Origin of the sequence: Myxococcus xanthus (genome assembly GCF_006402735.1) — a bacterium.
In the GTDB taxonomy this organism is placed as follows: domain Bacteria; phylum Myxococcota; class Myxococcia; order Myxococcales; family Myxococcaceae; genus Myxococcus; species Myxococcus xanthus_A.
Genome location: NZ_CP017174.1, coordinates 2,007,368 through 2,032,217, shown reverse-complemented (window position 1 = coordinate 2,032,217; position 24,850 = coordinate 2,007,368). Strand labels below are relative to the sequence as shown.

21 protein-coding genes are annotated in these 24,850 nt (G+C 67.5%); 14 read left to right on the top strand and 7 right to left on the bottom strand.

The genetic code is table 11. The annotated features are described in order from the left end of the window. Window positions 1-21: 21 nt before the first annotated feature. Complete coding sequence (locus BHS09_RS08580; RefSeq protein WP_140797637.1) at window positions 22-1,332, bottom strand: ankyrin repeat domain-containing protein; 1,311 nt, start codon at window positions 1,330-1,332, stop codon at window positions 22-24. 16 nt (window positions 1,333-1,348) lie between these two features. Continuing rightward, complete coding sequence (locus BHS09_RS08575) at window positions 1,349-2,254, bottom strand: hypothetical protein (protein ID WP_140797636.1); 906 nt, start codon at window positions 2,252-2,254, stop codon at window positions 1,349-1,351. A gap of 380 nt (window positions 2,255-2,634) precedes the next feature. On the opposite strand from BHS09_RS08575, the gene BHS09_RS39875 reads away from it, so the two are divergent. From BHS09_RS39875 to BHS09_RS08560, 3 genes are all read left to right on the top strand, one after another. After that, a complete protein-coding gene (locus BHS09_RS39875; RefSeq protein ID WP_257792136.1) occupies window positions 2,635-2,760 on the top strand; it encodes an N-acetyltransferase in 126 nt (41 codons plus the stop codon). Window positions 2,761-3,100: 340 nt separating this feature from the next. After that, window positions 3,101-4,744 carry an ELWxxDGT repeat protein gene (locus BHS09_RS08565; RefSeq protein ID WP_140797635.1) on the top strand — a complete coding sequence of 548 codons (1,644 nt, stop codon included), beginning with the start codon at window positions 3,101-3,103 and terminating at the stop codon, window positions 4,742-4,744. 244 nt (window positions 4,745-4,988) lie between these two features. Continuing rightward, window positions 4,989-5,897, top strand: a complete 909-nt coding sequence (locus tag BHS09_RS08560) for a hypothetical protein (RefSeq protein ID WP_140797634.1) — start codon at window positions 4,989-4,991, stop codon at window positions 5,895-5,897. On the opposite strand, the gene BHS09_RS40225 is transcribed toward BHS09_RS08560, so the two are convergent. Then, window positions 5,894-6,202 carry a winged helix-turn-helix domain-containing protein gene (locus BHS09_RS40225; RefSeq protein WP_161605132.1) on the bottom strand — a complete coding sequence of 103 codons (309 nt, stop codon included), beginning with the start codon at window positions 6,200-6,202 and terminating at the stop codon, window positions 5,894-5,896. The genes BHS09_RS08560 and BHS09_RS40225 overlap by 4 nt on opposite strands. Window positions 6,203-6,706: 504 nt before the next feature. Here BHS09_RS40225 and BHS09_RS08550 point away from each other — a divergent pair. The 4 genes from BHS09_RS08550 (at window position 6,707) to BHS09_RS08535 (ending at window position 9,391) form a co-directional block, all read left to right on the top strand. Continuing rightward, the gene (locus BHS09_RS08550; protein WP_140797633.1) at window positions 6,707-7,570 is read left to right on the top strand and encodes a helix-turn-helix domain-containing protein; all 864 of its coding nucleotides are present in this window, start codon (window positions 6,707-6,709) and stop codon (window positions 7,568-7,570) included. 33 nt (window positions 7,571-7,603) lie between these two features. Beyond that, window positions 7,604-8,002, top strand: coding sequence for an SRPBCC family protein (locus BHS09_RS08545; protein ID WP_140797632.1), 399 nt, complete (start codon window positions 7,604-7,606; stop codon window positions 8,000-8,002). 287 nt (window positions 8,003-8,289) lie between these two features. After that, the gene (locus BHS09_RS08540; RefSeq protein WP_140797631.1) at window positions 8,290-8,706 is read left to right on the top strand and encodes a DUF1801 domain-containing protein; all 417 of its coding nucleotides are present in this window, start codon (window positions 8,290-8,292) and stop codon (window positions 8,704-8,706) included. A 97-nt stretch (window positions 8,707-8,803) separates the two neighbouring features. Next, a complete protein-coding gene (locus tag BHS09_RS08535; protein WP_140797630.1) occupies window positions 8,804-9,391 on the top strand; it encodes a DUF1801 domain-containing protein in 588 nt (195 codons plus the stop codon). 59 nt (window positions 9,392-9,450) lie between these two features. Here the strand turns inward: BHS09_RS08535 and BHS09_RS08530 are convergent, their stop codons facing one another. Then, window positions 9,451-10,356, bottom strand: a complete 906-nt coding sequence (locus BHS09_RS08530) for a LysR family transcriptional regulator (protein WP_140797629.1) — start codon at window positions 10,354-10,356, stop codon at window positions 9,451-9,453. A gap of 76 nt (window positions 10,357-10,432) precedes the next feature. Between BHS09_RS08530 and BHS09_RS08525 the strand changes: the two genes are divergently transcribed. Next, the gene (locus BHS09_RS08525; protein ID WP_140797628.1) at window positions 10,433-12,676 is read left to right on the top strand and encodes a S9 family peptidase; all 2,244 of its coding nucleotides are present in this window, start codon (window positions 10,433-10,435) and stop codon (window positions 12,674-12,676) included. A gap of 7 nt (window positions 12,677-12,683) precedes the next feature. Here BHS09_RS08525 and BHS09_RS08520 read toward each other — a convergent pair whose 3' ends face one another. Next, a complete protein-coding gene (locus BHS09_RS08520) occupies window positions 12,684-13,481 on the bottom strand; it encodes an alpha/beta hydrolase (RefSeq protein ID WP_140797627.1) in 798 nt (265 codons plus the stop codon). Between the two features lie 112 nt (window positions 13,482-13,593). Between BHS09_RS08520 and BHS09_RS08515 the strand changes: the two genes are divergently transcribed. Beyond that, window positions 13,594-14,268, top strand: a complete 675-nt coding sequence (locus BHS09_RS08515; protein WP_140788869.1) for a response regulator transcription factor — start codon at window positions 13,594-13,596, stop codon at window positions 14,266-14,268. Between the two features lie 28 nt (window positions 14,269-14,296). Beyond that, window positions 14,297-15,514, top strand: a complete 1,218-nt coding sequence (locus BHS09_RS08510; RefSeq protein WP_140800630.1) for a sensor histidine kinase — start codon at window positions 14,297-14,299, stop codon at window positions 15,512-15,514. 60 nt (window positions 15,515-15,574) lie between these two features. Here BHS09_RS08510 and BHS09_RS08505 read toward each other — a convergent pair whose 3' ends face one another. Together BHS09_RS08505 and BHS09_RS08500 are read right to left on the bottom strand one after the other, a co-directional pair. After that, on the bottom strand, window positions 15,575-16,597 hold the full coding sequence (locus BHS09_RS08505) for a deoxyhypusine synthase family protein (RefSeq protein ID WP_140788867.1): 1,023 nt from the start codon (window positions 16,595-16,597) through the stop codon (window positions 15,575-15,577). Between the two features lie 198 nt (window positions 16,598-16,795). Then, a complete protein-coding gene (locus tag BHS09_RS08500) occupies window positions 16,796-17,290 on the bottom strand; it encodes a TetR/AcrR family transcriptional regulator (protein ID WP_228559975.1) in 495 nt (164 codons plus the stop codon). Between the two features lie 172 nt (window positions 17,291-17,462). Between BHS09_RS08500 and BHS09_RS08495 the strand changes: the two genes are divergently transcribed. The 4 genes from BHS09_RS08495 to BHS09_RS08480 all read left to right on the top strand — a co-directional run bounded on the left by BHS09_RS08495 (window position 17,463) and on the right by BHS09_RS08480 (window position 24,581). Continuing rightward, window positions 17,463-19,358, top strand: coding sequence for an FAD-binding oxidoreductase (locus BHS09_RS08495; protein WP_140788863.1), 1,896 nt, complete (start codon window positions 17,463-17,465; stop codon window positions 19,356-19,358). Then, window positions 19,358-21,964: an SDR family oxidoreductase gene (locus BHS09_RS08490; RefSeq protein ID WP_140797626.1), complete on the top strand. Its 2,607-nt coding sequence runs from the start codon at window positions 19,358-19,360 to the stop codon at window positions 21,962-21,964. Before BHS09_RS08495 ends, BHS09_RS08490 begins: the two co-directional genes overlap by 1 nt. Next, window positions 21,961-22,926 carry an NAD-dependent epimerase/dehydratase family protein gene (locus tag BHS09_RS08485; RefSeq protein WP_237080238.1) on the top strand — a complete coding sequence of 322 codons (966 nt, stop codon included), beginning with the start codon at window positions 21,961-21,963 and terminating at the stop codon, window positions 22,924-22,926. The genes BHS09_RS08490 and BHS09_RS08485 overlap by 4 nt, the downstream gene beginning before the upstream one ends. A 113-nt stretch (window positions 22,927-23,039) precedes the next feature. Next, window positions 23,040-24,581, top strand: a complete 1,542-nt coding sequence (locus BHS09_RS08480; protein WP_140797624.1) for a gliding motility protein — start codon at window positions 23,040-23,042, stop codon at window positions 24,579-24,581. Window positions 24,582-24,850 lie beyond the last annotated feature (269 nt).

Sequence of the window (24,850 nt, the reverse complement as noted above, 5' to 3'; positions counted from 1 at the left end):
AAGACGGCGGGAGCGTCTCCGTCACGGGAGGCCCGCCTGCGCCAGGACCTTCGCGATGGCGGGGCTCCGGTCCGCCTGCTCCCGCAGGAAATCCCTGTGCATGTCGTGTTCCTCCGCGCCCTGGATGCGAACCCCACCCGCGAGGAGCGCCTGGAGGACCCGCACCGCCTCCGCTTCCGGACAGGAGGAGTCCCCCCGCAGGGCCTGGGCGTACAGGTACGAGCCCGGCTCGCGGGCGATGGCTTGTGGAGCCATCTTGGCGAGCAACAGCGAGACGACCTCCGCACTACAGCCGTTGGCCGCGAGATTGAGCGGCGAGGAGCCGAAGTGCTCGACGTCGGTGCTCGCTCCGGACTCGAGCAGCAGCTTCACGAGCGCGGGGTTGCCCTTGTCCTTCTGGAGCCGGGCCCCCGCGGCGAGCAGCGGACGTTCGTTGTCGAACCGCCTTCCGTTCGCATCCGCCCCCGCCTTCAACAGGACCCGGACAACCTCCGTGTGTCCATGGTGCGTCGCGCTCAGCAGTGGCCCGCGTGCTCCACCTTCCATTCCATTGGGGGAAGCGCCCAGCTTGAGGGTCCGCTCCACTTGAGGAAGGAGCCCCGCTTCTGCGAGCGGGGTGAGCGGCGGCCGGACGCCCGCGTCCAGCAGCGCATCGACGATGGAGACCTGATTGTCGGCCAGCGCCCCCTCCACCCATTGCTGGAGAACACTGTCCCAGCCAAGGCTCTTCTGGGTGGGAACGCCCGCGGTCAGCACAGCTCGAAGCAACGGCGTGTCCTTGTGGGCAAGGGCCGTCACCATCGCGTATTGCAGAACGTCGTCCGAAATTCGTCCCCGTCCCTTCCGGGCCAGGACCGCCACCTGGGACGCCTTGCGTGCCTGCACGGTGCGAAGGAAGTCGGCTTCTTCCAGGCAGGAGCCGGGAGGCGAAACGCCCGCGGACAGCAACCGCTCCTCCACGCGCTTCAACTTGCCGTAGCGAGCGAAGCACACTGCGTTCCAGCCGGGGGGCGGCCAGTAGTGGTCATGCCTGGGAACGATCAGCAGCGGATCCGCTCCGACATCCAGCAGGAAGTGCGCGGCCTTCTCGCTTCCAGCTTCACACGCCACCATCAAGGGAGATTGGACGTGGGGGGAGCTCGGCTCGTCCGTGTCGTTCCGGGACGCCCCCTTCTTCAGCAGTTCGCGCAGGGCACTGACGTCATCGTCGGCGAGCGCCCGCATCATCGGGGGCGTGGTGGGCATGGGAGAGGACGCGTGGCTCGTCCATACGGCCAGGGAGGCCACACCAAGCACCGCGCGGGACAGCAGACGCAGGGAACGCGAGGTCATGGGCACGTGAGGGAGGCTAGGGGTTCAACAGCTTCTGCAAGCGGGCATCGTTCGTCCGCAGCATCAGGGTTTCCAGGCACTGCTTCCGGGGCACCCGGCTCCCCCGTCCATCCTCCTCGTACAAACACGCCAGCAGGTCCAGGTCGAACGCGGTGAAGGGTGCGATGGTTTCAGCCTGCCGCAGTTCCTGGACGTCGGTACGGCCCAGGACATCGCTGGCCCACCGCATGAGACAGAGGCGGACCGGGTCCGCCGCGTCCAGCGCCTCCAGGCATTGGCCCGGACGCTTGACGCCCGCGGGGACGTCGCGTGCGTTCGCGGAAGGACCTTCCGGGCTGTGTCCCCGGTAGCGGATCCGAGGCCGGGCCTTGGTGACTTCACAGTCCTCGGGGCAGTTGCAGCGCTGCTCCAGTACCCCACAGACACCGTCGCCACAGGCCAGACACTTGAGCACGTCGGTAGAGCTTTGCTGGGGCTCGCAGGCTCCCTCGGATGTCAGGTTGCCGCAGCGGGCCACCAGTCCCTCGCAACACGGCTCCGCCAGTCCAGCGGTGCCCTCCGAACCACAGACGTGGTCCCTGGGACGGTTGCCTCGGCTGGAGCAGAACTGCTGACCATCGCAGTAGGTCTGCCGGATGCACTTGTCCGTGAAGTCCCCGCATCGCTCGGGGGTGAGGCCCTCGCACCAGACATCCTCGTACGTCCCGACAGATGTCTTCACGGACGCCTCCGAGTCAGAGGATGGCGCGGCGGCAGCGACCGGAGCAGCGCCCTCCGGCGGCGTGGAGTCGGAGCGGCGGGAACACGCCGCCTGCACGCCCACGAGCGCGACCACGAGCAGCAGGCTCCCGCGGTAGCCACGCTTCCGCGGCGAGCCCGCGCTCGTCGCGAGAGGAAGCCGGGATTTCCAATGGACGGACATTCTCGCATTCGACATGGAATCCCTGGAGGAAACGAGCCCCCTTCCCTGCCGCGGAGCGCGAGCCCGGCTGTGCCTATCCAAGGTCTGGTCGCTGCGTCACGGGTGCGCCAAGAGCAATGCGCACCATTGAAGTTCGAGCAGAGTTCGTTCCGCCGCTCGCGCGACCTACCGGGGCCGCGCCGGGGTCCAACGGGATGAAGTGTCGTCAACCCATCCACGAGTGCGAATCACACCCAGCCTGGTGTAGTGAGCAGAGATGTTCTGCCTCCGCCCCTATCGCGATGTGGCCGACCACGAGGCCATGGCTCGCCTCGTGGCGCAGGCCTGGGCGGCGCGGGCTGGTGCGCGCGCTCATACACGAGGGGCTCGGGCGCATGCACATGATGGGCGCCAGGCAGGCCATCGTGTACGCCTTCGCGGACAACCCGGTCCCCCTCGCCCTCTATCAGTCCGCCGGCTTCACCGTGGTGGACCGCAACCTCGCTCACACCCTGGCATCCCCATGAACGCTCGTCTCACCCGGACCTGCGGCAAGGGCCGGGCCAGCAAGGAGGACGAATGACGCCCGTTCACTACCGGCAAGCCTCCGGGAACATGCGGCCATCACGAACCCCAGCCTGAGCGACCGCACGAACTCGCGTGAGCAGTAGCCGTCACGAGCGCAAATCCATACGGTTTGCCACAGGAAGGCGGGAGTTGGGTGCCGTGAGCCTGCCGGAGGTAAGTCGACCAGGCTGGCCTGCGTCAAGAATTGGGCGTCTTGACACACCATCGCGCGATGGGCGTGTGGAAGGCGTTACTTTACGTTCGCGCGGCAGTGGGCGGGACCCGCCTGAGGAGACTGTCATGACGCGTCGCCGAATCGCTATCTGGATGTCCGGGGCGACTGCCTGCCTCTTGTTCACCGCCTGCGGTCCCATGGAGGAAGCGCTTGAAGTCGAGGCGTCCACAGCCGCATGGCTGAGCCCAGACGCGTCCCGGCATGGCCCCTCCCACGCACGCTGTACCGAACCCGTGCTGGTCGCGGACCTCTCACCGTCTCCCAACGTCACGAACCTCGTAGGACATGCCGAGGTGGACGGAGCCTTGTTCGTCAGCATCTTCGTGGGCGTCCAGAGCACTTACTCGCTATGGCGGCTAGAGGACGTGTCGGGAGGCAGGGAGCCGCAGTGGGAGTCCGTCCTGCTCCTCGAGAACCTCGTGGACCAACCCTCGCCGCTTATTGGCATCGGCGGGCGGCTCCTCTTCACCCATGACGACGGTGTCCATGGCCGGGAACTGTGGACGAGTGACGGAACGCCCGAAGGGACCCAACTGCTCGTGGACATCTACGAGGGAAGCGCCTCCGCGTTCCCCAGCAACCCAAGTGACTTCCTGAGAATCGGCGGGAAAGTCTATTTCAGCGCGGACGACGGCGTGCATGGCCGCGAGTTGTGGAGAACGGACGGTACCCCCGGGGGCACCCGGCTGGTGGCGGACATCGCTCCGGGGCTCGCCAGCTCCTCGCCGGGCCCCTTCGTGGTGGATGGCAGCTGGATTCTCTTCGCCGCTGATGACGGCATTCATGGCCGCGAGCTGTGGAAGACCGACGGCACTCGCACTGGCACCCGGCTGGTGGAAGACATCGCCGAGGGAAGCGCCAGCTCCTCTCCCGAGCGTCTGATTCGGGTGAACAACAACCAGACCTTCTTCACCGCCGACGATGGCATCCACGGCCGCGAGCTGTGGAAGACCGATGGCACCCGCTCCGGCACGCGCATCGTGGAGGACATCCACAAGGGAAGTCAGGGCTCGGACATCCAGTCCCTCGTCGCCGCGGGGTCGCGGCTCTACTTCACCGCCAACGATGGCATTCACGGGACGGAGCCCTGGGTATCCCAGGGCAGCGCGAAGAACACGCGGATGGTGGAGGACATCCGCCAGGGCGCAGAGGGCTCGGCGCCGCGCGAGCTCACCGCCCTGGGCAAGAAGCTCATCTTCACGGCGGACGATGGAACGCACGGCCGTGAGCCCTGGAGGAGTGATGGCACCCGGGGTGGCACGCGGCTGCTCAAGGACATCAGCCCAGGTGCCTCACCTGGCTACGCACCTCCCGCGATGCTCACCGAGGCGGACGGCCAAGTCTTCTTCTATGCCGATGACACCGTCACCGGCTACGAGCCCTGGGTGACGGATGGAACACCGTCGGGCACCCACCTGGTGAAAGACATCCATCCAGGGCCGAGCAACTCCATCTCTGGAGACCCCGACCCCATCTACCCCGTGCGCGACGGCTTCGTGGCCTTTCGCGTCTTCGTGTCTGCGCTGGGGGTCGAGCTGGCGTGGACCGATGGCACCAGGTCGAGTACCCGAGTCACCGACATCGCGCCTGGAGCGCTCTCGTCCTCTCCAGGCGAGGTCTTCGTCGCGGGCCGCTGGGCGTACTTCACCGCGGACGACTTTGGCCCCACGCGAAGCGAGCTGAGGGCGTTGCCGCTGGCGTGCTTCTAAGCCATCGGGGTTGAGTCCGTTCAGGGGGTGGCGTTGACCTGCCCAAATTCTTCGGGCCATTGATGACGAGAGGGGCGCCGCTCCGGCTGGGTTGGGTACCAATGCTTCGCACTGCCGTCGAAATTCCAAGGGCGTGAGGTAACCGAGACTCGACCTGATTCAACGGGTGCCCGGGGCGATGGGCGACATCCCAGGGCCAGGGACGTCTCTTTGAGCGAAGAGGTCCGCCAGTTAGGATTGGGAGATGAACCCGTTTCCCACGGCGTTGAAGCGCCAGGACTACATCCAGGAAGGCGCCAACCCGGCGTCTGGCGCGATGCTGCTGGCCTGCACCGTTGGCGACGATGACGATGTCCCCAAGAGCCGCGTCATCGTCGTGCGTGACGGCCTCGAGCTGGCGTTCAGCTTTTCCGGTGACGCCGCCGTATCGATTGACGCGGCGGCGAAGGGGCCCGGTTACGTGCTCGGAGAGAACGGGACGGTCATCCGCTTCGACTGGCGTGGGGCGACCTCGGCCGCGGAACTCGAGCAGTCGCGGCGGAGCTTCTCGATTCCCGCTGTCGAGGACCCGGGGCCATTGCGGCGACTGCGGCTGCTCGGCAGGGACCTCGCCTGCGCCGGTTCGGTGGGACAGGTCTACCAACTTGTCGGCGACCGGTTCACCGCGTTGCCCCGGCTGACGATCGACGGCGAGGACGTCACCATCGAAGACATCGCGGGCCCATCCGCCACCGACATGATCGCGGTGACCTCCGATGGCCATGGTGCGCGATTCGATGGCGAGGCCTGGCACAAGCTGGCGCTGACCGGCAGCTCCAGTCTGAATTGCGCGTGCCGCCTGCCGAGGGGGCGCTACGCGATCGCTGGCGACAACGCGACGCTGTGGATCGGCTCCGCGAACAAATGGCAGGCGGTGCCGGCGCCCCAACTGGAGCGCGACTACACAGGCATCGCCGCTGACGGCGCGACGCTCTACCTGGCACACCTGGGAGGCATCGACGTCTACGAGGGAGGAGCCATGCGTCCGCTGAAGATTCCGAGCCGACGGCGGAACGAGTTCGTCGTGCTGCGCTCCGGGCCTGATGGCATCGGGTCGTTCGCCGGGCGCAGCGTGGGGTTGATCGCGGCAGGACAGTGGCAGGTGATGGTCTAAACCGCCTCGGCGAGTCCGCTAAACATGGAGCCCAGCATGCTCGAAGAAGGAGCGGAGGACATCGGGACGATGCTGTAGGGCACGGAATTCTCTTCGTGCCAGGCGCATGAGGTCCGAAATGGCAGCGGGCGCTGCGTTGAGCCAAGCCTCCTTGAAGGCAATCGTCCTCCCGCTTCTTCGAGCCCCTTTTCAATGCGAGGCCAGGCTCTCTTTACCCAGGCTTCGATGAGCACCTCATCCCGCTCGCGGGCTTGGGGACGAGGGCGATGCGCGGAGAACCCCAGCCGATGCAGAGGCCTCGACAATGAGCGCGGGTGGTACCGCGCACGCCCCAGCGTCGCTCAATGAGACGCGCGCTGCGTGGAAGGGTCCATCGCTCCGTGGGAAACCGGCCCGAGCGGCGCCGGCCTTGAGCACTCGGGCCACTTGCTTCCACTGCGAAGGGCTCAGCCGCGAGGGGCGGCCCTTATGGGGCTTGCGCCGCAGACTCCTGCTGCCCCCCTGCGCGAAGGCTTTGCCCCCACTGTGACACAGCTCCTCGGCTGACGCCGCACTCGCCCGCCACGTCTATCGGGCGCCAGCCCGATTTCAGCAGCGAAGCGGCGAACAGTCGCCGCTCCTCCATCTGCTCGGGCGTCAACCTGAATGGCTGCTGCCCCATCCCCCCTTCATCGGAACAACCGCTCCGGTGTTTAGGGGATTCGCCGGGGCGGTTTAGATGATGGGGGAATGTCCGGCGCCGCCGGGCTGCCGGCGGCAAGGCAAGATTCTCCAAGTCATCCCTCCCCCACTCCTGATAGCCAGGGCGGATGCGAACCACCCTCCTGCACCGTTCGCGCTCTGTTGCCGTTCTGGACTACCAGTGCGACGCGAAACCGGGCGAGGCCCCGGCCGAGGAACAGCATTCGGCCTTCTCCGTGTCGTACGTCCGCCGGGGGAGCTTCGGATACCAATCCCGCGGTATCGCGCGGGAGCTCGTGGCCGGAGCAACGCTCGTCGGGCATGCGGGGGATGAATTCTGCTGCACGCACGAGCATCATCTCGGGGGCGATGAGTGCCTGTCGTTTCAGTTCTCCGACGCGCTCGTTGATGAACTTGGAGCCCCCTTGGACGTGTGGCGCGTTGGCGCCCTTCCCCCGCTCCCATCCCTGATGATGCTCGGTGAGCTCGCACAGCAGACGGCAGAGGGCAATACCCACCTCGGGCTGGATGAGGTGGCGCTCGCGTTCGCGGCGCGCTTCGTTGACACCGTCTCCGGAAGACGTGAGGCATCGTCGCGGATGACCGCGCGGAATCGGCGGAGGGCCGTCGAAGCCGCGCTCTTCCTCGACGAACAGGCGGACGAGCCGCAGACGCTCGAAGCGCTCGCGGCGAAGCTCGGCTTGAGTCCGTTCCACTTCCTCCGCATCTTCCGAAGCGTGCTGGGTGTCACACCCCATCAGTACCTCGTCCACATGCGCCTTCGTCAGGCCGCGCGACTGCTTTCGACGGATGCGCCCATCACTCGCATCGCGTTCGACGTTGGCTTCGGGGACCTCTCCAACTTCGTGCGCACCTTCCGCCGCGCGGCAGGCGTCTCTCCTCGTGCGTTCCGGATGGCATCGCGCGGAGACCGCAAGATTCTCCAAGAGAAGATGGCGCTCACCGTCTATCGCTGTGGCTCCAGACCTTGAGGCATCAGGTCCAACACCACAGGAGCACACAACATGGCTTCGATCCGCAGGGACATCACGACGCGCGCCGCGCCCGAGCAGGTGTGGGATGCCATCCGTGATATCGGCGCCCTCCACACCCGCTTGGTTCCCGGGTTCGTCGTCGACACTCGCCTCGAACCGGGAGCCCGCGTGGTCACCTTTGGCAACGGGATGGTGGTCAGGGAGCCCATCGTGACGGTCGACGACGAGGGACGGCGCCTCGTGTGGGGCGCGGAAGGTGGACCGATGACCCACTACAACGGAGCGGTTCAGGTCTCCGCGGAAGGCACGGGGAGTCGAGTCGTCTGGACCGCAGATTTCCTGCCCCATGAGGCCAGCGCCGTCGTCGGCCCGATGATTGACGCCGGCATGGCCGCAATGAAGAAGGCGCTCGACGGGCCGGGGACCTGAGCCGCTGTTCCGCCACGGCATCCGGCCTTTCATCAACGGACCGATTCCGACCCAGGCATCGGCCTGTCGCTCGCTCACCTGGCCTTCCGTTGGGCCGCCGACGCCCATTCCCAGCTTCAACATCGCCCCGTGAATGCGTGGGACACCTGCGCGCCCCATGCCGTCAAGGCAAGAGGCTCGGATGCGGAGGCCTACACCGGATGCCCTCTTGTTTCCTACAACCCACCAGGGTGCTATCGGACGTAGGAAACGTGGGCAACACGGCCTCTCCACGGGAAGGCAGGAAGATGAAGCGTCAAACCAAGACAGATGGCGAGTCGGCATCGCAACTCATCAACGAAAGGATTGCCGAGCTGGGTGACTGGCGAGGCGATACACTCGCGCGGGTGCGTGCCCTCATCAAGGAGGCCGTCCCGGAGGTCGTGGAGGAGTGGAAGTGGCGGGGAACGCCGGTCTGGTCCCACGACGGGGGCATCTGCACGGGTGAGGCGTACAAGAAGGCAGTGAAGCTGACCTTCTTCAAGGGCGCTTCGTTGGAAGATCCCGCCGGGCTCTTCAACTCCAGCCTCGACGGGAACGTCAGGCGCGCCATCGACATTCACGAAGGTGAGGCGCTGGACGCGAAGGCGTTCAAGGCGCTCATCCGCGCGGCCGTCGCGCTCAATACGGCTAGCGGAAAGAAGCCCACGAAGCGCTCGACGTGAAGGTTGACCTCCGCGGCGCGGGTCGCTCAACTTGTCCTCGAGACGTTGAGAGGCCCGCCCTCGGGGTCCCAATCACCGCCCATCTGGAGTGAACACCATGGCCGTCAAGTCGTCCAAGGTCGCGAAGAAGGCCACCGCCAAGCGGAGCACGGCGAAGGCGGCCAAACCGAGCAAGGCAGTCGCCAAGTCAGCAGCCCCCAAGCCCAAGAAGGCCACGGCGAAGAAATCAGCGGCAGCGCCCAAGGCCACCTCGGCCAGGCGCAAGAGCCCCACTGCGGCCGCCAAGCCGGTCCTCCTCTCTGGCGGCAATCCGCAGATTGCGAAGGGCTACGGCGACGCCCCCATCCAGGCCTACATCGAGGCCATGCCGGGCTGGAAACGCGACGTCGGGCACCGCCTCGACGAGCTCATCGAGCGCACCATCCCGGGCGTGAGCAAGGCGGTCAAATGGAACTCGCCGATGTACGGCGTCGAGGGCCAGGGATGGTTCCTCGGCATCCACTGCTTCGCGAAGTACATCAAGGTGGCCTTCTTCCGCGGCACCTCGCTGCGCCCCATCCCACCCGGTGCGTCCAAGAGCCAGGACACGCGCTACCTCGATATCCGCGAGGACGAACCGCTCGACGAGGCCCAGTTCGCCGCCTGGGTGAAGCAGGCCAGCCAATTGCCTGGCGAACGCATGTAGGGCGTGCCCTCCGCGCATGACGTACGCCTCGTGCCACGGCCGCGAGGCGCGAGTGCCGCTCAGTCAGAAGCACTCCTGCCAGAGCGGGAGACGGCTTCATGCGCGAGGACGCGGAAGTGCTGCGCCGCGGGCGCTGGCCGCGTTCCAGGAAAGGCCACCACCAGCTCCGCGTGTCCGGGAGCGCCGCTCAGGGGGCGGAACACCACCCCTTTGGGACACAGCGCCTGGGAGGACGCGGGAGCGATGGTCAGCCCCAGGCCCGCTTCCACCATGCCAACGACGGACGGCCACGAGCTGGCTTCCTGGAGGATGTTCGGAGAGAAACCCGCGCCCAGGCACATGCTCGTCACCAAGTCGTGCAGGCCCGGCGCGGAGTGACGCGGAAAGAGCACGAACGGCTCGTTCGCCAGTGAGGACAGCGCGACGACCTGCTGACGGGCTCGCGGGTGTCGAGCTGGCAGCGCGAGCACGAAGCGCTCCTGGAGCAGTCGCTCGACGGTGAGCCCTTCGTGACGGAAGGGCGCCCGGATGATGGCGATGTCCAGCTCACCCGAGGCGAGCGCGGCGCCGACATCCAGCGTCTCGCTGTCGTCCAACTCCAGCTTCACCTTCGGGAACCGCGTGCGGAAGCGCAGCACGATGTCCGGCAGCACGCCGAAAGCAGACGACGCGGCGAAGCCGACACGCAGCGTGCCCGTCTCTCCACTCGCCGCCTGCTGCACCGAATGGATGACATCCGCGCGCCGGGCCAGCAACGCGCGCGCATCCTCCAGCAAGCGGCTCCCGGCGGCGGTGAGCGCCACCCGGCGGCTCGTGCGCGTGAGCAGCTCGACTCCCAGCTCGGACTCCAGCCGGCGAATCTGCTGGCTGAAGGGCGGCTGGGCCATGCCGATGCGCGCGGCGGCGCGTCCGAAGTGCAGCTCCTCCGCCACGGCGACGAAGAGCTGGAGCTGACGGAATTCCATATCGAGACGATATCCATCTCAATGCGCATCAAAAGAGATATTGGTCGTGAAGGATGTGGCTTCTTACCATCGGCGCATGCGATTCCCCTTCGTTCCCCTCGGCCTGATGCTCACGGCGCTGACGGGAGCCCCCGTCCTTGCGCTGGATGACGCCCCCCTCCCCTTCGACCCCTCCGGAGCCACGCCGGACGCGCAGGTCCAGGCGAAGCTGGACCTGGCGGACCGGTTCGTCCGCCGGGTGGAACTCCTGCGCGACAGCCTGGTCCCCCCCAGGTGGCTGCGTGAGGGCGACCGGTTGGTCTTCTGGTCCCGTGAGGGCAAGGACGGCGGGACGTGGGTGCTGGCGCACGCGAAGACCGGGGAGCTGAAGCCGCTCCTTTCCGGTGAGCAATTGAGGCAGCAGCTCTCGGCGCTGCTGGGCAAGCCCATCACCGCGCCCCGCTTCTTCGACGTCGCGCTCGCTCCGGATGAGCAGGGCATCGTGTTCCGCCTGGAGGGGAAGACCTTTGGCCTGGGCCTGTCAGGCGGCCACGTCACCTTGCTGTCGCCGGAGGACCGGGCCGCGCTGACGCTGTCGCCGGAGCACTTCCTCGCGCCGAAAGGCGGCGCGCTCGCCGTGCAACGTCAGGGCGGCTTCGCGGTGCTGAACGCGGAAGGTGCCACCGTGGTCGAGCGCACGGGAGAAGCGAACCTCGACTGGCGGATTCCGGAGCGTCCCTGGTCACCGGATGGCCGCTTCCTGGTGGTGTGGCGGGATGACCTCCGCGCCGTTCACCAGGTGCCCGTCGTGGACTACTCCTCCGCGCTGGAGAAGGTGACGACGGTGCCGTACGCGAAGTCCGGGACGCCACTGCCGCGCGCGGAGCTCCATGTCGTGGAAGTGGCGACGGGCCGCGTGACGCGCATTCCGCCCGTCGAGGGCGAGACGTATGACTGGTTCGCCGGCTGGAATCCCGAGGGCACCGAGGCGCTGTGTCTCCACCTCTCGCGTGACGCCAAGCGGCTGGACCTGACCGTCGTGGAACCCGCGTCGGGCCAGCGTCGGCACGTGCTGCGCGAAGAGCGCCCGGAGACCTTCGTCACCGGCCTGGACTTCGCGGTGGGCGGCTGGGCGAAGCAGGTGACGGCGCTGCCAGGAGGACGCGGCTACCTCTGGATGTCCGAGCGTGATGGCTGGCGCCACGTGTATGCGTATGACCGCTCGGGGAAGCACGCGCGGCAGCTCACGCGAGGCGCATTTCCCGTGCACGAAGTGGTGGGAGTCGCCCCCACGGGAGATGCCCTCTACGTGCTGGCCTCCGCCGACACCGGCGCGCCATACGAGCACCTCTTCTACCGGGGAAGCCTGAAGGGAGGCGCGTTGAAGCGGCTGTCCACGGGCTCGGGGATGCACCGCATCACGCCGTCCCCCTCGGGCCAGTACTACGTGGACGCATGGTCCTCGCGGACACAGCCCCGGCTGAGGGAGCTGGTGTCCGTGGAGGGTGGCAAGCGCGTGCGGCTCACCACGTCGGACGCGAGTGAGTTCGAGTCGCTCGGCGACACGCGGCCGGAAGCACTGCTCGTCAAGGCGGCCGACGGCGTCACGCCCCTGCACGGCGTGCTCTACAAGCCACGCGACTTCGACGCCTCGAAACGCTACCCCGTGCTCGCCTCCATCTACGCGGGTCCGTTCACCACCGTTGTTCCCTGGACCTTCCTGGGGACTTCGGATTCGCTGACCGCCAGCGGCCTGGCGCAGCTGGGCTTCATCGTGGTGTTGCTGGACCCCCGGGGTGGCCCCGGACGGAGCAAGTCCTTCCAGGACGCGAACTACGGCCGCGTGGGCCAGACGGAGATTCCCGACTACGTCGCGGGGCTGAAGCAGGCCGCTTCCACGCGCCCATGGATGGACCTGGAGCGGGTCGGCATCCACGGCGGTTCATGGGGCGGCTATTTCACGCTGCGCGGCATGCTGACGGCGCCGGATTTCTTCAAGGCGGGCTACGCCGGAGCCCCCGGAGCGCTGGAGGAAGAGGCCATCATCAACGAGCCCTATCTCAACCTCCCAAGCGTCAATCCCCAGGGGTACGCGGCGGGCGACAACCTCGCGATTGCAGACAGGCTGAGGGGCCACCTGAAGCTGATGCACGGCACGAGCGACGTGAATGCCACGCTCTCCGTGACGATGCGGATGGCGGACGCGCTCATCCGCGCAGGCAAGCGCTTCGAATTGCTCATCATGCCCGGCCAGCCGCACTCACCCCGGGGGGCCGCCAGCCGCTACTACCGGGACGATGTGGGCCTGTTCTTCCTCCGGACCCTGGGCGGTCCCCGGTAAGGGCGCCTCATGGGCCCTTGCGGCCAGGCGCTCGGCGGTCCGCATGGAGCCAGCGGCGCACCTCATCCAGGTACTCCCGTGGGAGGGCATGCCCGCTGTCGAAGGTCTTGTGTGTCTTGCGACGGGACGGAGCGGCATCGAACAGGGCGCGGCTGTCCGCGACAGGCGCGAAGTCATCCTTGTTCGCCGTCAGCAGCAGCCAGTCCTGGTGAACGCTCGCCATGTGACGCGAGGGGGCCACCTCCTCCATCGACGGGTCGATGTGGGGCGGTACCATTGTGACCAGGTGGGTGATGCGGGGCTCACGCGCCGCCAGCAGGATTCCCACCTGGGCGCCCATGCTGTACCCGGCGACGAGCACCCGCGGCGGCTGGCCCTTCGCGAGCACGGTGGTCAGCAGCGCGTGGGCATCGCGGACGGTGTCGGCAATCATCGCCACGTACCCAGAGGGCCCCCCTTGATGGGCCCGCTTGGCGAGCGCTCCCGGCCTGGCCTCGGGCGTCGCCCGCTCTCCGTGCCGGCGTGCATCGAGGAGATAGACGCGGTAGCCGGACCGCAGCAGTTCGTCCTTCAGCACACCGCCGTGGGTTGGCCCCTCGTTCGACAGCCAGTCCTCCTTGCGGCGTGTCAGGCCGTGCAGGAGGACGGCGATGGGTGGATTCGCGGCAGCGCCCTCCGGCTCCAGCACTCGCGTGGGGATGCGTTCTCCATCCGCGCCGCGAACGTCCAACGACGTTTCCGGGGCGGCGGCACGGGCCACGGAAGCAGATAGAAGCAGCAGGCACAGCGACAGCAAGCGGTTCATCGCGGTTCTCCCAGAGGTCAGAAGCCCGGTCACCTTGCCGCCATCCGCGTCAGCCACGCGTCAACACCCGGTTGACCTCCGGCTGACGTGGCGGCTGATAACCTTCCCGCCCATGCGAGTGCTCGTCGTCGAAGACAACCTGGACCTCCAGGCCAACATCGAGAGGTTTCTGGGGAAGGACTTCCAGCTCGACTTCGCCGCCACCGGGCCCCAGGGGCTCACGCTCTCGCTGGGCCAGGAATACGACGTCATCGTCCTGGACCTGATGCTGCCGGGAATGAGTGGCATCGAGCTGTGTCAACGCTACCGGCAGCTCGCGCCCCGGCTGGTGCCCATCCTCATGCTGACCGCGCGGGACACGCTCGAGGACAAGGAAGAAGGCTTCCGCGCGGGCGCGGATGACTACCTCGTCAAGCCGTTCTCCTTGAGGGAGCTGCGGCTGCGGCTCGAAGCCCTGGCGCGACGCCCCGTGCCTCCGAGCGGACGACGGCTGACGGTGGGGCCACTGACGCTGGAGCCAGACACGGGCCAGGCACGGCGAGGCGTGCGCGCCGTCCACCTCAACAAGACCGAGACACTCCTCCTGAGGCTGCTGATGGAGGCCGCGCCCAAGCCCGTCTCGACAGCCACGCTGGCCCACCACCTCTGGGGGGACGATGCGCCGGAATCCAGCGCCTTGCGCACCCACGTCTATGCCCTGCGCGGAGCACTCGCCGAGCTGGGGATGAGCGACTGCATCACCACCCTCCGCAACAAGGGATACTGCCTGGATGCGCGCGAGGACTAGGTCGGTCCGAGGTCTCCTCCTGGGCGCCATGGGAGTGTCCGCGGCGCTCGCGCTCGTCCTGATGGGGACGTTCTTCACGCTCTTCAGCTACGACCTCGAAGACGCCATCTTCGCTCGGTTCGTCGCCACCGCGGCGGACGGACGCAGGGATGACACGGGGGCCATCCCACTTGGAATGACGGCCTATGTCAGCCACGAAGGCCTTCCGTCCTGGCTCGGAGACGCGCTCCCCCTGGACACACCTCGCGGCGAATACGAAGTCTTTGCCCAGGGCCGTGGGCACTTCCATGTCGCGGTGCGACCGGACGCGCCGGCTGGCACCACGCGCTACGTGGTCTTGGACACGACGGCGCTGACGAGCACCACCCGCCACCTGCGCCGGACGTCCGGACTGCTGCTGGTAAGTGCCCTGCTGGCCCTGCTGGGCGCCGCCGGGCTCTCCCTTGTCGTCGCGAGGAGGCTCAGCCGTCCGCTGGAACAGCTCGTGGCACGCGTCCAGTCGGATACCCCGGCGCGGGAAGAAGACGTCGGGGTCACCGAGGTGCGGGCCCTGGCCGAAGCCCTGCGTGTCCGGGATGCCCGAATCCAGGAACTGCTGGAGCGGGAGCGCGCCTTCAACCGGGACGCGAGCCATGAACTGCGTACGCCCCTCGCCGTGGCGCAGGGCGCGGTGGAGATACTGGAGTTGGACCCACCCGCGGACACGGAGACCTTCGGCCGTCTGCGGCAGGCCGTTCACCACATGGGCCTGCTGACGGAGGGCATCCTCTGGCTGGCCCGGTCAGGCCGCGCCGATGAATCGTGCGGACTGGTGAGCATCTCCCGCGAAATGGTCGCGCTGTACGGCAAGCACCGCCCTCACGGCGACGTGGAGCTCGTCATCGAGGCGAAAGAGGAGGTCCTCGCGCCGCTTCCTGGGTCCGTGGCGCGAGTGATGCTGGGCAACCTCATCAAGAACGCGCTCGCCTATACGCACCAGGGGCGCATCGTCATCCACATCGCGCCAGAGGGCTGGAGCATCTCCGACACAGGCGTGGGCTTCGGCCGGGTCGAGCCCGGGCACATGGGCTTCGGTATCGGCCTGTCGCTCGTGGAGCGGCTGGCGCAGCGGTTCAACTGCGACGTGGCCATCAGCGCCGTGGAGCCACACGGGACGACGGTGCGGCTTACCTGGCCTTCCGTTCGTGCGAGCCAAGCGGAAGTGTCGTTGCCCCCGTCAAATCAGACAGCTCGGATTTGGGAATGAGCAGCACGGAACTCGCGGGGGACCGGTGACTTTTGCCACCGGTCCCGCCTACCGCGGCCGCTACCGCTGATGCTTGGCGATGAGCGCGTTCGCCGCTTCCGGATTGCGCTTGCACTCGAGCAGAGCGCTGAGAATCAACGGAGCGACAATGGTGGCATCCGACTCGATGACGAACATCGGCGTCGTCTCGGTCAGCTTGTCCCAGGTGATCTTCTCATTGGGCGTCGCGCCCGAGTACGAGCCGTAGGACGTCGTCGAGTCGCTGATCTGGCAGAAGTAAGCCCAGGGCTTCACCGGCTTCTGCAGGTCGTACTTGATCGACGGAACGACGCAGATGGGGAAGTCACCGGCGATACCGCCGCCAATCTGGAAGAAGCCGACACCCTGGCCCTCGGACATCTCCTCGTAGCGGTCGTAGAAGTCAGCCATGTACTCAATGCCAGACTTGACGATGCTCGCGTTGCATTCGCCCGCCTTCACGTAGGACGCGAAGATGTTGCCGAACGTCGAGTCCTCATAGCCAGGGACGACGATGGGCAGACGGTGCCGCGCCGCCTCGAGCAGCCAGCAGGCCTCCGGGTCACCCTCATACGCGGAGGGGTCGAGCGCCTGGATGAACGCGTAGAAGTACTCGTGCCAGAAGCGGCGCTCGCCCTTCTCGGTCGCGCCCTTCCACATCGGGACGGCAATCTTCTCCACCGCGCGGAACGCCTCGTCCTCGGGGATGCTCGTATCGGTGACCCGGCGCATCCGCGCCTCGAGGATTCGCGTGTCGTCCTGCTTGGTGAAGTAGCGGTACTCGGGGAAGTCCTTGTACCCCGTATGCGCGACGAGCCGGAAGAGCGACTCCTCGATGTTGGCGCCCGTCACCGACAGGCCGTGAATCAGCCCCTCCCGGATGGCCGGTGCGAGCGTGATGCCGAGCTGCGCCGACGACATCGCGCCCGCGACGCTCCAGAACATCCGGCCACCGTTCGACACGTGCTCCCAGTAGGACAGGAGCGCATCGCGCGTCGCGCGCGCGTTGAAGTTCTTGTAGTTCGTGAGGACGAACTTGAGAACGGGAAGTTCAGACGAGGACATGTGAGCCTCCAGCAACAACGTGGTGAATGCTCGAGAGGCGCACGCCTGGCGGAGCCACTCGAGGACACCCTACGGTCGCAACGAGATGTCGCGGCCGCCATCGGAGCGTCAAGTGGCTCCGGCTAGCTAGCACAAGCGGACCCCGAGTCGCCACCGCGTTCCACGCCTCCCCGGTTGCCCCCAACAGAGCCGGCCGCCTCAGATGCGCTGAACCACCCGCAGCGCGAAGCGCACGAAACGTGCGTCCAGTGGCTCATTGAGCATGAGGCGCTGCCACACCAGGCCGGAGAGCACGTTGACCACGAGCTCCCGGTCGGCGGGCCGGCGGTCGGCGAGGCACGCCCGGAGCTCGTCACCCCGCGGGCGCACCAGTTGGGCGATGAGCCGCCGGTGGAGGTCCTCGTCGAATTGCGCCTCCGCCATCAGCGCTCGCAGCACGGGCGCCGCCTCCGAGGCCCCCCGGCAGAACTCCACCAGCGTCGAGGACAGGGAAGGCTTGCGCCGGCTCATACGGGGCGCCTGACTCACCCACTCGGAGAACGCGTCGAGCACCAGCGCCCCCTTGCCCGGCCACCAACGGTAGATGGTCTGCTTCCCAGCCCCCGCGCGCTCCGCCACGTCAGCGGTCGTCACCGCCGCATAGCCCTTCTCCAGCACCAACTCCTGCGCCGCCGTGAGAATGGCCAGGCGCACTTTTTCGTCCCTGGGTCGTCCCGTCCGCATGACACGCCTTTACGAGACTTCGGGTCTCGGAAACAACCCACTTACGAGACTCACGGTTCCGAAATCGCGTAACGCAGTGCGCACCTGCGTAACCCGCGCGCGTTGACGGGGGAGAGGGCCCTGTGTACGACTGCGAGTGACCATGGCTAAACAATCAGGTTTGATGCGCCGTCTTGGGAATGTGGCGCTGAACGAGGTGAGCGAGCGCTTCGGCAGCCCGTCACCCACGCCTTCCTCCGGAGACACGCGCTTCACGCCGCCGACGCCTGCCGCGTCGAAGGACGAGGAATCACTCGAGGGCTGGGGCTTCGCCGACACGCGTTTCGTGGTGAAGCCCGACGGGAGCACCGTCCTCACGGGCACCCGCTACAACATCAGCAATGTCGCGCTGCCAGACTTGATGCCGTGGTTCGCCGGCAAGCTGGCCTCGCCGCTGGGGTACGACAATCGCAACGAGCCGCACTACCCGCCCGAGATTCCCGCGGCGAAGAAGAACGACAAGCTTGTAGCGGCGCTGCGCGAGTTCCTGAAGGAAGAGCAGCTCACCGACGACCCCAAGCAGCGCCTGCGCCGTGGCCACGGCCACACCGGCGGTGAAATCTGGGCCATCCGCTACGGGAAGCTGGACCGGGTGCCCGACCTCGTCATCTTCCCGCGCAGCCACGATGAGGTGGTGCGACTGGTGGAGGTCGCCACCCAGCACGGCGCCTGTGTCATCCCCTTCGGCGGCGGCACCAATGTGACGGAGGCACTGCGCATCCCGCTCTCCGAGGAGCGCCTGGTCATCGCCGTCGACATGCGGCAGATGAACCGGATTCTGTGGGTGGACCCCGTCAACCGCATGGCCTGCATCGAGGCGGGCGCCACGGGCCGCCACCTGATGGAGGAGCTCGCGAAGTTCGGCTTCACCATGGGCCATGAGCCGGACAGCCTCGAGTTCTCCACGCTCGGCGGGTGGATTGCCACGAACGCCAGCGGCATGAAGAAGAACCGCTACGGCAACATCGAGGACCTGGTGCTCGACATGCAGGTCGTCACGCCCCAGGGCATCGTGGAACGCCCGCGTCAGGCCCCCCGGGAGAGCGTGGGCGTCAACCCGCGCCAGTACATGTTCGGCAGCGAGGGCAACTTCGGCATCGTCACCACGGCGGTGGTGAAGCTGTTCCCGCTTCCCGAAGTGCAGCGCTACGGCTCGGTCATCTTCCCCGACCTCGAAACGGGCCTCTCGTTCCTCTACGCGCTCCAGCAGTCGGGAGCGGTGCCGGCCAGCGTGCGGGTGATGGACAACACCCAGTTCCACTTCGGCCAGGCGCTCAAGCCAGCCAAGCACGGGCTGGCCGCGAAGGTGAAGAGCGAGCTCGAGAAGGCCGTGGTGACGAAGCTCAAGGGCTTCGACCCGTACAAGCTCGCCGTGGCCACCCTCGTCTTCGAGGGCTCGCGCGAGGAGGTCGCCTTCCAGGAGAAGACGGTGTACCGCATCGCCTCGGAGCACGGCGGCATGAAGGGCGGTGGCGCCAACGGTGAGCGCGGCTATCAGCTGACCTTCGGCATCGCGTACATCCGGGACCTCACCTTCGAGCACTGGGCCATCGCCGAGAGCTTCGAGACGAGCGTGCCGTGGAGCCGTGCCATGGACCTCTACGAGCGCGTGCAGCGCCGCGTCGAGAAGGAGCACGCCGCGCTGGGCCTGCCGGGCAAGGTCTTCTTCACCGGCCGCTTCACGCAAGTCTACCAAACGGGCGTGGTCATCTATTTCTACCTGGGCTTCTACGCGCGCGGCGTCAGCGACCCGGTGGGCGCGTACGCGGCGCTCGAGCACGCGGCGCGTGAGGAGATCCTGGCCGCCGGCGGCTCGCTGTCGCATCACCACGGCGTCGGGAAGATTCGCCGCGACTTCCTGCCCGAGGTGTACTCGGAAGCCGCGTTGACCCTCAACCGCAAGGTGAAGGCCGCCATCGACCCCGACAACGTCTTCGGCGCGTCGAACTGCGGAATCAACGGCCCGGTGGCCCTGACCCCGGATGAGGAGGCGCACTGATGTCCCGCCACGTATTTCTCACCGGCGTCACGGGGTTCGTTGGCAAGGTGGTGCTGGAGGCGCTGCTCGCGCAGGGCGTCGAGCGCGTCACGGTGCTGGTGCGCGAGTCGAAGGACCGCCAGGGCCGCGTGCATTCGGCGACGGAGCGCTTCGCGAAGGTGGCGCAGGCCGAGTGCTTCTCGCGCCTCCAGGCTGGCTGGACGGAGCGCGTCGCGGTGGTGAGCGGCGACCTCGAACAGCCCGCTTGCGGCCTGTCTCCCGCCGACGCCGACGCCGTGCGACAGCACGTCACGCACGTCGTGCACTGCGCCGCCAGCGTGGAGTTCGACCTGCCGCTGGCGCAGGCGACCTCGGCCAACATCCGGAGCGCGCTGTCGGTGCTGGAGCTCGCGCGCACGTGCCCCAAGGTGGTGGGCATGGTCGACGTGTCGACGGCCTACGTCAGCGTGTGGCGGCCCGGCCCCATCGAAGAGAAGCTGGCGCACCTGCCCAAGCCCGCCGCGGAGCTCTACGAGGCCTTCCAGGTGGCGCAGGGCGACGGCCGCGAGTGGCTGGAGCTCACCGGCCACCCCAACACGTACACGCTCACCAAGAGCGTCGCCGAGCACCTCATCTGTGAACGCCGCGGCCACCTGCCCGTCGTCATCGTGCGCCCCAGCATCGTCTCGGCGGCCCACCGCACGCCCTTCCCGGCCTGGCTCGACAGCCCGGCGGCGCTCGCGGGCTGCCTGCTGTACAGCGGCCTGGGCGTGGTGCGCGCCTTCAACGCCGATCCGTCGGTGCGCCTGGACGTGGTGCCGGTGGATGTGGTCGCCAGTGAAGTCGTGCGTTCGGTGTTCGGCCCCATGCCGAAGCCCGACCAGGCCGTCCCCATCGTTCACGCCACCATGGGTGTGCAGCGCGCGCTGCGCATCGACATGGCCGCGGCGTCGACCATCGAGTGGTTCAAGCACCGCCCCGGCGTGGTGAAGGCGCCCGACATGTTCGTCGGCCGCAAGGACCACGGCTTCGACGCGGTCGACCTGATGCGCCGGGAGCTGCCGGTGCAATTGCAGAAGGCGGCGCTCGCGCTGTTCGGCCAGGCCAAGGCCCACCGCCGGCTGGTGCGCGCCGACGAGAAGGTGCAGTACCTCAACGAGGGCTTCGCGTACTTCACGCACCACACCTTCGACTTCGTGCGCAGCACGCCGCTGGAGGTCCCCGGCTTCGAGCCTTTCGAGTACGTGCGCGTGGTGAACGAGGGCATGTACCGCCACCTGCTGTCGCGCGATGAGAGCCAGGTGTCCTTCGCCGGGCCAAAGCACGACGACGCGCGCGGCGACCGGGCGTGGGTCCAGGAGCGCGGCGTGGGCAATACCACGCACAAGGTGTTTGGCTATGCGCTGCGCAAGACGTTCCGCCACTGCACCAGCGACGTGACGTTCGACCGGCCGTCGTTCGAGCGCGCGATGGCGCAGGTGCCCCCCGGCACGCTGGTGGTGCTGGCGCCCACCCACCGCAGCTACTTCGACTTCCTGCTGACCAGCTACCTGTGCTTCCAGCACCCGGAGCTGGGCATCTCGATGCCGCACATCGCCGCCGCGGAGGAGTTCGGCCGCATCCCCGTGGTGGGGCCGATTCTCAAGGACTCGCAGGCCTTCTTCATCAAGCGCGGCGTGGGCCGCGAGGTGCCGGAGCTGGGCGAGGAGCTGCGCCGGCTCACCGAGAAGAACGCTTCGCTCATGTTCTTCGTCGAAGGGCAGCGCAGTCGCGCGCGGCTGATGCTGCCGCCCAAGCGCGGGCTGTTGCGCGCGCTGCAGAACACGAAGCGCCAGTTCGTCGTGTTGCCCATCGCCATCTCCTACGACCGGCTGCCGGAGGAGGCGTCCCTGTCGGAGGAGCTGTCCGGCAAGCCGCGTCCGAAGATGACGCTCACCGGCGTGCTGTCGTGGCTCACGAAGCTGACGCGGGGCCAGGTGCAGTTGGGCCGTGTGCATCTGTCGTGTGGCGCGCCGCTGGCGCTCAACCCCGACACCGACGTCCGCGCGCTGAGCCATACACTCATGGCCGAGCTGCAGCGCCACACCACGGTGAGCAGCTTCCATCTGCGCACGTTCCTCGCCGAGAATCCGATTCCGGGCGTGGATGAAGCGTGGCTGCGTGAGGCCATCGAGCGGCGCGGAGGCCGCGTGCTCGACAGCGACCTGCCCGTCCCCAGCCCCCTGTCTCCGGCGCTGGCGCACTCGCTCCGGAACCAGTGGCAGCACTGGTTCGCCGGTGACGTGCTGGCCCGGCAGCCCGGCAATCCCGCGCTGGAGGACCACCTGTCGCGCTACCGTTGGTGCGCCACGCCGCTGGCCGAGCTGAGCGACGCGCGCGTCGACGCCGTGGTGAAGGCGCTCTTCGAGCCTGTCGTGCGCGACTACCAGGAGGCGACGAAGGTGCGCGCGCCCGACGAGCTGAAGGCCGTGGCGGTGACGCACCGGCCGCACCTCGATGGCGTGGTGCAGGCGCTGGTGTCGCGCGACATCGTGAAGCCCGCGGGTGACAACTTCGAGTGGGGGCCGAACGCGGCGGAGCTCTCGCGGTTCCATGAAGCATGCGCCTGGCGCGGGGTTCAGCCGTGAAGACACTCGTGACGGGAGCCAGTGGGTTCCTCGGACGCAACCTGCTGGAGACGCTGGGCGACGACGCCGTGGCGCTGGTTCGCTCGCCGCTGCCGGGCCCGGTGGCCCAGGTGTCGGGCACGCCGCTCGACCCTGACGCGTGGCTGTCCCAGGCGCAGGGCGTGAAGGTGCTGATTCACTCCGCGGGAATGGTCCACCACAGCCGGCAGCACGCCGACGAGATGGTGCGCTTCAACATCGACAGCTCACTGGCCATGGTGCGCGCCGCGAAGGCGCTCGACGCCCGGCTGGTGCTGGTGTCGACGTCAGGCACGGTGGGCTGCTTCTCCCATCCGACCATCGAGGCAGACGAGCATTCCCTCTACGCCGAGGCGCTCGTGGGCCGGTGGCCCTACTACCTGTCGAAGATTCTCGCCGAGCAACAGTCGCGGAAGCTGGCCAGGCAGCTCGGCGTGGAGATGACGGTGGTGCGGCCTCCGGTGCTCCTCGGCCCCGGGGACACCTTGGGCCGCTCGACAACCAACGTGGCCCGCGTACTGAACGGGCGCCTCCCCTTCATCCCCACGGGTGGCATCGCCTTCACCGACGTGCGGGACGTGGCGCATGCGCTCGCCGTGCTGGCGAAGAAGGCCGACTGGCGGGACACGTACCACCTGCCCGGCACCACCCTGCCCCTGCGCACCTTCTTCGAGCGCGTGGGCGAGGTCGCCGGCATCCGGGTGAACCGTCCCGGAGTGCCGACGCTCGTCGTCGACGGGCTCGCGAAGCTCGGCTCCCACGTGCCGCTCAAGAAGCTGCCGGACCCCGTGGTGCTCGAGATGTCGACGTGCCACTGGGGGTTCAAGACGCTGTGGAGCCACGAGGAGCTCGACTACCGGCCGCGGAGCCACCGGCAGACACTGAGCGACACGGTGGCGTGGCTGCGCGAGGCGCAGGCGCGGCAGACGCCCCTGGCGGGCTGAAGTCTGGAGGGGCGGCGCTCCGTCGCTGCACCTCCCCCTCAAACAACGAGGGAGCGATGCGGCGCATGGCCTAGACTGGGTCCGAACCAACCCTCTTACGGACCCGGTCGACCATGAAGCCCACGCCAGGAGACATCTTCGTCGTCCACACCCCTCGGCTTGACGCCTACACGGCGGTCCAGGTGACCGCCCTGAAGGTCGAGGGGAAGGACGAGCTGGCCTCCGTGCTGGCGCTGGACTGGGTGGGCCCCTCCCTGCCCGACGCCGCCGCTGTGGCGGCCATGGCCCCCGCCAACTTCAACTTCTTCTTCTGGAAGGACCGCCGCGACCATGTCTGGGCGTCCGCGGAGGTCCCCCGGGGCTACACCCTGGTGGGCCACCGGCCGCCCCTCGTCGACGAGGAGGTCAACAGCTACGGCGGCTGGCCATCCGGCAGCGACCTCTACAATCAGCGCCGCTGGGAGGCCATCCCCCAGGCGCAGCGCGATCTCTTCAAGCAGATGGACGCCGCACCCGACAACCGGGTGCTGTTCACGGTCGGCGACATGGAGGTACTCCGCTCGACGCAGCAGTTGGATACGGAGCACCTCGCCGCCGCGTCTGACCTGTCGGTGTTCGAGGCGCTGCCGATTCTGACGTCTGTCAATGCTGCCGCCCCCATCCCCGGCCTGTTCGACTTCATCCGGCGCCGTCCCTTTGTCTATGAATCAGAGGTGCTCAAGCATGGTGAGCGCCGGGTCGACCTGCGGGGAGCCCAACTGACCCAGCTCACGCTCGACGTAACGGGCGTCCACGAGCTCTATCTGAACGACGGACTGGAGCACCTGTCCCTGCTCGGCCAGCCCGACCCGGCGCTGAAGATTCACGGCGAGGCGGATGGGCGCTGGCTGACCTTGCGCCTGGACGCTCCGGACAAGCCCTGGTCTGGCCTGGACACACTGGACAGCCTGCATGTGGCGGCCGCGCGCGACGTGGATGCCTCGCGCATCGTGCGGCGCTTCCCAAACCTGACGGAGCTGCGCATCTGGGGCGCCCCGGGCTTCCTGAGGAACACCGCCGAATTGGCGAAGCTCCCGGCCCTGGCCCTGCTGACGTTGAGCGACATGTTCGGGATGTCACCCGACGAGTTCCCCGGCCCGGAGCAGCTCCCCCACCTGGGAATGCTCTGGCTGACGAGCATTCCTGCGGACGTCGCCGCCCAAGTGAAGAAAGCATTCAAGGCCGCTGCGCGCGAGGGCCTGGACCTGTCGGTGCGACAGCCGCGCAAGGCCGACTGGCTGGCGGAGAACCTGGACAACCCCTTTCGCGTCTGGGACGGGGCCGACAACATCAGTCCAGCCCAGGCGAAGAAGGCCGCGGCGCTGTACCGCCAGGCGCGGTCGGCCGCGCTCAAGGCCGTATCCGAAGGGGACCGCGCCCCCGCCGCCCTCGTGTCCGCGCTCACCCCCATCGTCACGGCCTACACCGATGGCTTCAACAAGCTGGATGCCCGCAACACCATCATCTTCACCGAGGAGCGTGAGCAGATTTATCTCGCGCTGGTGGGCATCTTCGACGCGGTGGATGAAAAGCTCCGGTCGACGGAAGGGACTCCCGCCGAGCCGCTCAATCGAGAGGCCCTGGTGTCGGTGATGGATTCGATTCGAGACTTCTAGGCCAACGCCATCGGTTCATTCCGAGCCGCGATGAGATGGGCAGTCCGTGATTCACGCTGGTGACTCCCTTCGGGGGATTCACGGAGCCCTGCATGCATCGGCTACTACGTTGGCTATCCGATTGCCTGGGGCCGCGAATGCCCTCATCGAGCAATCCGGCTATTTTGCGTAACAAATTTGTATCAATCCACAGGAGACGGCCGGACGCAGTCATTGAATTTTTTCACATACCCAGAGGCATGTAGCGTCCGCCCGCGTGCTCCAACAGG